The sequence below is a fragment of the Bradyrhizobium sp. 23 genome (genome assembly GCF_023073295.1).
Taxonomy (GTDB): Bacteria; Pseudomonadota; Alphaproteobacteria; order Rhizobiales; family Xanthobacteraceae; genus Bradyrhizobium; species Bradyrhizobium canariense_D.
Map to the genome: position 1 here is coordinate 3725 of NZ_JADPJF010000099.1, position 8723 is coordinate 12447.

General features: G+C 58.8%; 10 protein-coding genes. 2 read left to right on the forward strand and 8 right to left on the reverse strand.

All coding sequences use genetic code 11. The annotated features are described in order from the left end of the window. Positions 1–573: IS21-like element helper ATPase IstB (gene istB, locus IVB32_RS24980; protein WP_247411724.1), on the forward strand; the 573-nt coding region annotated here is incomplete at its 5' end. A gap of 490 nt (positions 574–1063) precedes the next feature. Here istB and IVB32_RS24985 read toward each other — a convergent pair. The 7 genes from IVB32_RS24985 to IVB32_RS25015 all read right to left on the reverse strand — a co-directional run bounded on the left by IVB32_RS24985 (position 1064) and on the right by IVB32_RS25015 (position 7204). Further along, positions 1064–1300, reverse strand: a complete 237-nt coding sequence (locus IVB32_RS24985) for a hypothetical protein (protein WP_083926434.1) — start codon at positions 1298–1300, stop codon at positions 1064–1066. A gap of 646 nt (positions 1301–1946) precedes the next feature. Then, positions 1947–2189 carry a hypothetical protein gene (locus IVB32_RS24990; RefSeq protein WP_018456650.1) on the reverse strand — a complete coding sequence of 81 codons (243 nt, stop codon included), beginning with the start codon at positions 2187–2189 and terminating at the stop codon, positions 1947–1949. Positions 2190–2341: 152 nt separating this feature from the next. Then, complete coding sequence (locus IVB32_RS24995) at positions 2342–2824, reverse strand: hypothetical protein (RefSeq protein ID WP_245288445.1); 483 nt, start codon at positions 2822–2824, stop codon at positions 2342–2344. Between the two features lie 500 nt (positions 2825–3324). Further along, positions 3325–4053 (reverse strand): Crp/Fnr family transcriptional regulator, encoded by a 729-nt coding sequence (locus IVB32_RS25000; RefSeq protein WP_247299862.1) that lies wholly within the window; start codon positions 4051–4053, stop codon positions 3325–3327. Between the two features lie 336 nt (positions 4054–4389). Continuing rightward, positions 4390–5370: an ABC transporter substrate-binding protein gene (locus IVB32_RS25005; RefSeq protein WP_247361346.1), complete on the reverse strand. Its 981-nt coding sequence runs from the start codon at positions 5368–5370 to the stop codon at positions 4390–4392. 403 nt (positions 5371–5773) lie between these two features. Continuing rightward, entirely contained in the window at positions 5774–6289 is a 516-nt protein-coding gene (locus IVB32_RS25010; RefSeq protein ID WP_247361344.1) for a hypothetical protein, read from the reverse strand. A 444-nt stretch (positions 6290–6733) separates the two neighbouring features. Next, positions 6734–7204, reverse strand: a complete 471-nt coding sequence (locus IVB32_RS25015; protein WP_018456658.1) for a cupin domain-containing protein — start codon at positions 7202–7204, stop codon at positions 6734–6736. Positions 7205–7334: 130 nt separating this feature from the next. Here IVB32_RS25015 and IVB32_RS25020 point away from each other — a divergent pair, with 130 nt between their 5' ends. Next, complete coding sequence (locus IVB32_RS25020) at positions 7335–8066, forward strand: helix-turn-helix domain-containing protein (RefSeq protein WP_247411725.1); 732 nt, start codon at positions 7335–7337, stop codon at positions 8064–8066. 64 nt (positions 8067–8130) lie between these two features. Here IVB32_RS25020 and IVB32_RS25025 read toward each other — a convergent pair whose 3' ends face one another. Next, positions 8131–8640, reverse strand: a complete 510-nt coding sequence (locus IVB32_RS25025; RefSeq protein WP_247411726.1) for a methyltransferase domain-containing protein — start codon at positions 8638–8640, stop codon at positions 8131–8133. Positions 8641–8723: the final 83 nt, after the last annotated feature.

Here is an 8723-nt window from a genome sequence, read left to right on the forward strand (position 1 = left end):
ACTCGCCTGCGCTACGCCAAGCTGCGCCAGCAGGCGTGCGTCGAGGACATCGACTACCGCACCCCGCGCGGTCTCGACCGCCCGCTGTTCGCTAAGCTTGTCGAGGGCCGTTGGATCGACGACCACGTCAATCTCCTGATCTGCGGCCCGGCCGGCGTCGGCAAGAGTTGGCTCGCCTCGGCGCTCGGCCACAAGGCCTGTCGCGACAATCGCTCTGTGTTCTATCAGCGCGTCCCGCGACTGTTCGACGATCTGGCGCTCGCCCGCGGCGACGGCCGCCATCCACGCCTGTTGCGCGGCCTTGGCCGTGTCGATCTGCTGATCCTCGATGATTGGGGACTCGAGCCGCTCGACGCCGGTGCCCGTCACGACCTCCTGGAAATCCTCGAAGATCGCTACGGTCATCGCTCCACCATCGTCACCAGCCAGCTCCCCGTGGACCAGTGGCATCTGCTCATTGGAGATCCCACCTATGCCGACGCCGTGCTCGATCGTCTCGTCCACAATGCCCATCGGCTCGACCTCACCGGTGAGAGCCTGCGGCGAACCCGGCAATCCGCCCGAAAGACCTGAGCCCGTGGCGCTGTGGACATGCCGCTGCGCTTGGACAACGCAATCGCGTTGCCCACATGCCCACAGCAACCGCAGAAGAAGAAAACAGGTCGAAGTCGCGATTCCAGATTGACCACGCGGCTTGACCGATGCCAGAGAACCAGCCGGCCAGAACGCCTCGCCGCTGGGCGAGATCAAATCGGAAAGGTGGGCGACATCGTCTCGGAATCCACAAGCGACTTCAGATCGGTACGCCTGGGCGACTTCGTCGGAATCCGCACCGGTGCCCATCCTCAGTCGCACGACCATCGCGGCAGGACTGATAAGTGCAAAAGTGCACAAAAGTTCCGCTGGCGAAACCGGCGCCTCGAGGCGGGACAAAAATGAGCCCCAGCTCCGGGGGGCAATGGGGAAGAGCTGGGGCCCGACTGCGTTACCCACTTGGGGATGGGCTTTGGGAAAACTTGGTAGCCGGCGAGACGTTCCAGTTGCTGCTCCGGCGGCAAATGGTCTAGCGGCCTCTATCGTCCTTGCCGTTGGGACTGCCATCGCCGCCACCATTGCCCCAGCCATTGTTACCGTGGTGGTGCTCATGGTGATCATGGTGGACGGCCCCCGCACCAGAGTGCGCGATCGCATCGGAAGTGAGGGAGGTCGATAGCAGTAGCGTGATGGCTGGAGGTGTCACGGCAGCGAACTTTCCGCAGGTCTTCAGAAATTCGCGGCGGTCATCGTCTTGGTCAGGCATGGCGTTCTCTCCGGGGCTGGCGGAAAGATTAAATACGCTAAACTAAATTAAATAAATTAAACTATGTTAATGGGTCCAGTCACGAACTGCGACCGGAGTTCGGGCCAGGCTGCCCACGTCCCGTAGCTCCCTCATCAGAGTCGAAATCAGCATTTCGCGGCGCGAGCCCGATGTCATAGCCTTACTAGTTTCCTCTGCCGGATTTAGCCGGGCCTTTTTCATGAAGTTCTTTTTGATCGCGGTCGCCATCTGGCTGCTGCTCAACGTGCTCTATGTTCTGGTCGTCATTCCAGCGCGAAAGGGGCGCTTGCCGCCGCCTGTTGTTCGGGCAGTAGCCGCCATCAGACGGCTCATCAACGCAAGACGTCGACCCCCCTAAAGGGGGTGGACGGTTACGTCCACCATTGGGCCTTGGCCGACTACCTAAGGCGAACTGGCATGCCCGGTCTTGAAGACCCGAAGCCGCGATCATCGCGCCAGACCGTTCGCAGCGAAAGTCCGCTGGGTCACAAGCCGCCGAACTGGCGCCGGGCTGCAAACTTCCGGTCTGCACTTGTGAGCTGACATGCAGCGACACCCGCCAACGGAAGCACCCTGAGCGGAAGATGCTTGCGGGCGAAGAAAGAGGCCGCACGGTGCGGCGGCCTTAGTTCATCCGTTGCTCGTCCGCGTGTTCTTGTGCCACCCGGCGGGCTTCTAGGCCGCGCTCATCCGATTGGGTGGTGAGATCAAGGATCATCTGCGCTTGGCGAGCCAACGCCTCGAAGTTCTTCGCAACTTGACGGAGCGAGTCTCTGGTCCCCGGATATTGGCAGTTATCCGCTTTCGTGTGGAACTCCTCCGCACGCATAAGCCAGTATTTCGGTGGGTGCATACGCTCCACGCCCATAGGCCAATCCCCCAATTGGGCCGTTCAGATTCTTGATGCAGGTTAAGTGCGCTCGTTCCCGGATGCATGTTAAAACAGCAAGGCAGGCCACTGCTCAACTCAAACTAGGCCACTTCGGAAACAGGCCAGCGTCCGACCGTCATCAGCCGGAGCTATCGAGAAGCCGCGATAGGAACGATGCCCATCATCCGCTCTTGGTTCTGCATGCGTTTCAGACGCATGAGGTTATCGGTTCGGTAGCCGGGAGCGGCCCTCAGCCCTAGGTCGTGCCACCTTGGCCTGGGGCCGTTCTTTGCGCTGAAGGTTGAGCGCTGGGATGACGGCGAGACTTCATCCCAGCTGAGCCGCGATTTATCGAAGACTTGAGCGACGGACTTCCCGAGATGCCCCTTACCTCTGATCCATCTGGCGAGTTCGATGCCTCGAACAATGAAGCGTTGTTCTTTGCGATGTTCGCGGGCGACGACCGCATCGATTGCCGAGTGGATATAGCCGCCCTGCGGGATCGCGCTGCGCCAGACGGAACCAGCCCAAACGACCTTATTGAAACCTTCAAGAGGCATCGCTCGACGATTGAGCGGATCGCAAGTGAACAATACGACACCGGCGCAACGATGCCCGTTGTGCGAACGCATCAGCTTACGCCGGGGTAGCTCGTTCGGCCTTCCTGTCGGGGGCTAGCGAGGGCTCGATTTTGGCGGCTGCAGCCTCGCCAATATCCTGCGATCGGCAGCTCTGACGGTAATTGCCTTGTTGAGCATGGCCGCCATTTTTTTCCCAATCCGCAAAGCTTCTAGCTCGTCCTCGGCATCCAAGGCCATGATCGAGCTTTCTGGACAAGCGACCTCACCGCATTCCCGCGGACGTCCGGGGTCAACAGGATAGTTCTTCAGGGCACCGCTCCCTCGGTTTATAGGCCACTGTTGCCGTAAGCAGGCCGCCCCGGACGGCGGAGAAACGGCCCCGGCTTCAGCGGGCTGGAGATTATAGGCCGGGGCCGCTCCGGCAGCTCGGATGAGCGAGGGAGACAACAAACCAAGTACCGAGGGCAGGTTCCTAACGGAGCGTCAGCAGGTCCTCGCGGCGTCAGCAGCCGCGGCGTGAGGTACCAACTAGCTGCGAGGCTCTGAGTTTTCTAGCGGCTTGGCGTCAGATGGAGATAGGCCCGATCGAATCCTGCCAGATCTTTCAAGCGTTCCTGGTCGAGCAAGTTGAAGCCGGACTTGTCCGTTTCCACCAACCGTTCCCCGCGCAGAGCTTGAAGGGTACGGTTCGTATGGACCACTGAAAGTCCCAAACAATCGCCAAGATCAATTTGAGTGATGGGCAAGCTAAACTCCCCGCCGCGAGTGCGTCCGATTGCTTCAAGTCGCTCGTGCACTTCGATCAACAGGTGAGCCATTCTCTGCAGCGCGGCGCGCCGCCCGACATTCACGATCCATTCGCGGAAGATAGAACCATCGATCAAGGTCTCTCGCCACAAGGCCGCGGCTAGGTGCGGGTGTCGCGCCGTCACCTCCGTCAGCTCGGCGTGCGAAATGAACCCAAGCGTGCAAGGCGAAAGGCTGACCAGATCATGGTCCATGATCCCGAGGTGAAGGCTTTGAAGGTCAGGTATGTCGCCGGGAATATGCAAGGACAGGACCTGTCGCTCTCCGTCCGCGGTCGTTTTCGAGCGGAAGGCAAACCCCTCAACGATCAGGCAGCACTCGCCGGGACGAACGCCATCAGCGACAATGATTTCACGCGCGCCGAGATGCCGCTCGCGAATCCGCAGGCTCTGAATGGCGCGGATGTCTTCGCCATCCAGGTGGTTCGATACAGCGAGTTTCGTAATGAGCGCTGACGCAAGATTTGCCGGCATCCGATCACCCTCGTGCGACCTAAATGACGACACGCCACTCCGGCCTGATAGGCGGGAGTCGCTTGAACTCTCAGCGCCGGCGCCCAAATGATATCTGCCGGGGATAGAAATTAACCTAGCAGGAATGAAACCGGTGGTGCGAGCTAAAATCGGCCGCTGTGGTCAGTTAAGCGCGAACGCATTGATCCAAGTTAAAGGTGTCGGCTTCAATTCCGCTATGGGTCGAAAAGCGGCGGTAGGCTGCAAGCTGGATCGGTGTCCGGTTTGCCCTCTGCCAGCCGACATGACATGCTCCAAGCGACTTTCGGGTATGGGCCCATGCACCGCGGCGGAGCCTTATTCGATCACTTGGTCGGCCCGTATCAGCAACGAGGTCGGCACGGTGAGACCCAGCGCTTTGGCCGTCTTTACGTTGATTATGAGGACGAACTTCGTTGGCCTTTGTACCGGGAGGTCCACAGGTTTGGCACCCCTGAGGATCTTGTCTACATAGTCGCCCGCATGACGGAATAGATCGGCGGTATCGGCCCCGTATACCGATAGTCCCCCATCGGCATAATGCCGAAACAAGTAGTTTGCTGGCAGGTGATACTTAGCCGCGAGCGCGATAATCCGCTGCGCCTGGGCATAAGTGAGCGCATCGCCGAAATCAATGATCGCATCGGCGTGTTGGGCGGCGGCCGAGGCAAAGGCAATGTCGAGTTCTTCTGGCTTGGTCGCCGGAACGAGAGGCAGAGCCACGCCGAGGTGCCGGGCTATGCGTGGGATCTCTTCCGCGAAGTACAGCCTTTGCAGTGGATTATCTGGATTGATCAAGACTGCGATTTTAGATGCGCCGGGAACAAGTTCTCGAAGAATTTCTAGACGTTTTGCGAAGAAGTCGTCGGGGACGTTGGTCGTCACGCCTGTCATGTTGCCACCTGGTCGCGACAGGCTTTGTATGAGGCCGAGGTGCACGGGATCAGCGACACCCACGAATACGATGGGAATCGTGCCGGTCGCGGATTTGAGCGCTATTGCTGCTTGCGGTCCTGGAGCGATCAGGATGTCGGGGCCGAGGGCCATCAGCTCGGCGACGGAGTCGGTCAGTCGATCTGCGGGTTGAGAAAACCGATACTCTATGGTGAGGTTTTTTCCCTGTATCCAACCTAGGCTTCGCAGCGCATCAATGAACGCAACCTCGGCTTGATTAAGGGCCTTGCCGCTTCCATCGCCTATGGCGAGAAAGCCGAGTCGACGACGCTTGCCCTGCCCCTGCGAAGAACGTGGCGAAATGAGCAGCGCCGCAGTTCCCGCAATGAACTCTCGTCGCTTCATTGCAATCCTCGCAGAAGCCTGAAGACAACGACCAAACAATGATACCACGTCTCAACGATCGGTGCGGATCCCTTTCTGACCTCGACCACAAACGTACTCACGTCGGCTTGGACCCGCGACGGCTTCTGTCATGACGCTGTTCGGCTCACATCCCCAGAGTGTTCAACTCTTGTTTGAGGTCAAGACCAACTATGAAGCCGGGCATTAGGTACCCAATTCGCCAAGTTGCCGCTGTTGTGGCCATCCTGCCAAGGGCCATGCAACGGCGGCACTTGCCAGATCGCAACGAAAACCTCATCACCTCATCAGCTTTGTCTCCGCCGCCGATGATCACGTCACTGCTCCATGCCAGGCGATATCACTGGCATCGTTTCAAGTACGTAGCTGTTGGCACCTGGTTGGCTCAGTTCGTGTTGGTGAACTTGTACGTTCCCTTCTTGTGACCAATGACCTGGCTGATGCCATCGAAGTTACTCTTGAGCGGGTCGATGGTGACGACGAGCGCAGCCTGCAGACCTTCAAATTTCCCCGTTCCACCAGTGATCTTGCAATTGTTGGGAGATCCCGGCATCCAGTCACACTGTTCGAACACTTGATCGCCGTCCTTGTCGATGTAAGTACAAAACCCGTGAATCTCCGCGGTCTTTGCGGACGAATCCGTAAGGCGGCTCAATTGACAGCGTCCACCCATGTTGTTGAGTACAGGGTTTCCAGCCTCGTTCGAGGCTGCCATGGCTTGGTTCACAAAAACAAACTCTCTGCCGTTGCCTATCGACATTGGCTTGGGTGCTGGAATAGGCGTGGCGGTGAATATGACCGAGACCGAGCCTTCCGGCGGCACGCCCTGTGCAACGGCGCTAAAACTGGTCAGAATGGCAACGACCGAAAACAATGCGATGAGTACACGATTAAAGGCCATCGTTCCCTCCCTTTGTGATGGCGCAGAGAACTAATGCGAGCGAGCAGGCTACGCCCCGAGGAACACTCCAGCAAGAGTTACAGATCTACAAACAGTAACACAGTGTCGCAGGCGGAGCTCAGCACGCGAGGGTGCGTCAGTAGAGCTGATCCAATTGACTGTTTGCGCGGGTGAGGCCGCCGCGAATGAGCATTTCCGCTTCGGCTCAGAAGCTGCCTCGAGGCAACTTCAGCTACGCGACCAGTTTACCAGCGACACCGGACATCACGGTGTCTGAGGCGCTCTTCGGCTTATTGCGTAGGCGTGCGCAGGCGCAAACAACGCCGATACGCGAAACGGCGGTGGGCCGAGCTGCCGCTTCCGAAGCCACTTTGTTCGCTCCAGCCGGTCCCAGCTCGCAGGGCCAAGCTCGCTTGCGAGCCCACGTCACAGACGAACAGCCTTCTAATGATGCCTGACCGGAATCAGCGAAGGCCCGTTCAGGTTAACCGGCAGTATTTCGAAGAGCACGTGCACCATGGGTGCATCCGTCTTGTTAAAGACAGTGTGGTTCATATCGCCAGATTCAAAGAAGAAATCGCCCGGGCCGTAAACTACAGCCTTGTCTGGCAAGACGTAAGTCATGTAGCCGGAGGTGACTTGGCGGATGCCGGGGCACTCGTGATTGTGCTCACCCACATGTCCGCCGGGCGCAAGCGTCAACTCGGTGACTCTGAGCTTGTACTTTCCATTGATCTCCTTGAGGAATCCTTCAAGTGGCGCCTCGAACTTGATTTTGGCGACCAAGCCGTTGGTATCGACTTTGACTGGGCTTACGCCTACTTGCGCGCGCGCCTCGCCCGCCTGTCCAAGCAATGCCACGAACGGTACCGTTGCGAGAGCCAGGAGAAAATCGCGTCTGATGGCGTTTGGCATGATAAATCTCCTTTTCCGCCAGTCGACGTTAATGGCAATCGAAGCTGCAGCGTAAAGCGCTCGCCGAGCTCTAAGCTAGTGCGAAGACCGGACTACTTCCGCACCCCCGCGCGGCGTGATACGCTCAATCATGTACCGTTACGGCCAATATTGTCCCGTGGCGCGAGCGGCGGAAATCCTTGCCGACCGTTGGACTGTGCTCATCGTGCGCGAGCTGCTTGCCGACGTTAATCACTTCAACGAACTTGAGCGGGGTCTTCCTCACATGTCCCGCACGCTGCTTGCGGGACGGCTGCGGCGGTTGCAGCAAGCCGGCGTGCTGGAACGGCGCGGAGGCTCGCGGGGCAAGCACACTGAATACCGACTGACATCCGCCGGGCGCGACCTGCAATCGATTATCGACCAATTTGGCGGATGGGGAGCGCGCTGGGCTTTCGGTGATCCTCGGCAGAACGAACTCGATCCCGTCGTCCTGCTGTGGTGGATGCGGCGCCGCGTGCGCATCGAAGCCATAGGGAAACGCCGCGTGGTGATCCAGTTCGATTTCGGTGGCGGGCCGAGGCAGCGCTATTGGCTCCTGATCAAACGCGCAGACGTTTCGGTCTGTCTCAAGAACCCCGGCTTCGATATCGATGTGATTGTCTCGACGGACATCGTGGCGTTTTATAAAGTTTGGCTGGGGCGAGTAAGCTTCTCCGAAGCCTTGCATAGGCAGCAGGTCCGGCTGGAGGGGACGCCCGCCGACGTTCGCGCTTTCTCGGGGTGGTTTGCTTGGAGTCCCCTTGCGGACACGGTACGCGCTGCGCGGGCCGATCGGCGGACTGCGTCGTCCATCCAACGAGCGTCATCCAGGCTAGACTAGCCGAGAGGAGCACACGCTGAAGCTGTTGCGTCATTCCGTATGTCCGGGTAGGCCAAGGCCAGACTTAGACGGTTGCAGTAAGCAAGTGAGCGGCTATTGGGAACGACAACCCACGACTATCAACATATGGCTCTAAAGCTGCATTTGTATCGGATATCAGCCGTTGCCGAGCCGCATCGCTTGCTTGCGACACATGACTGGCCAGTGGCGAACCCGCAACATAGCTGGATACAAATCGTTCGACGGATGGAAACTCGATGGCACCGACCCTCCGTTGAACCGTGATGTCCTGAAAGTTCGCAGCAGCGACAAGTCGGCTCAGCTCATCGGCATCGGCCAGTCCAAATGGAGCTCGCATGATCGTGGCCGCCGCTGGACCGATGTGGCGCTCCAGTATTTTGGCTAATGATTCAAACCCGGGACTTCGATCAATGCCGCACCACACCATGAGGACGAGCCTTCCCCTTGAAGATAGAACTCTGCGCATTTCGCGCAAAGCAGCTGGTCTGTCGGCGAAGAACTGGAGGCCCAGTTGGCAGTACACAATATCAAACGCGCTGTCAGGGGACGGCATGACCTGCCCCTGCCGATTTCCTCCAGTTGAAGTTAGAGTCCGGCCTTCTGAAGGACGGACAGATGAAGCGAGCCAGGTTTACG

What these genes read in the sequence shown, in the direction of transcription:
- IVB32_RS24995 (WP_245288445.1), bottom strand. Translation starts at nt 2,824, where the DNA reads ATGCGTTCGCACAACGGGCATCGTTGCGCCGGTGTCGTATTGTTCACT.
- IVB32_RS25015 (WP_018456658.1), bottom strand. Translation starts at nt 7,204, where the DNA reads ATGCCAAACGCCATCAGACGCGATTTTCTCCTGGCTCTCGCAACGGTA.
- IVB32_RS24985 (WP_083926434.1), bottom strand. Translation starts at nt 1,300, where the DNA reads ATGCCTGACCAAGACGATGACCGCCGCGAATTTCTGAAGACCTGCGGA.
- IVB32_RS25010 (WP_247361344.1), bottom strand. Translation starts at nt 6,289, where the DNA reads ATGGCCTTTAATCGTGTACTCATCGCATTGTTTTCGGTCGTTGCCATT.
- IVB32_RS25020 (WP_247411725.1), top strand. Translation starts at nt 7,335, where the DNA reads ATGTACCGTTACGGCCAATATTGTCCCGTGGCGCGAGCGGCGGAAATC.
- IVB32_RS24990 (WP_018456650.1), bottom strand. Translation starts at nt 2,189, where the DNA reads ATGGGCGTGGAGCGTATGCACCCACCGAAATACTGGCTTATGCGTGCG.
- IVB32_RS25005 (WP_247361346.1), bottom strand. Translation starts at nt 5,370, where the DNA reads ATGAAGCGACGAGAGTTCATTGCGGGAACTGCGGCGCTGCTCATTTCG.
- IVB32_RS25025 (WP_247411726.1), bottom strand. Translation starts at nt 8,640, where the DNA reads ATGCCGTCCCCTGACAGCGCGTTTGATATTGTGTACTGCCAACTGGGC.
- IVB32_RS25000 (WP_247299862.1), bottom strand. Translation starts at nt 4,053, where the DNA reads ATGCCGGCAAATCTTGCGTCAGCGCTCATTACGAAACTCGCTGTATCG.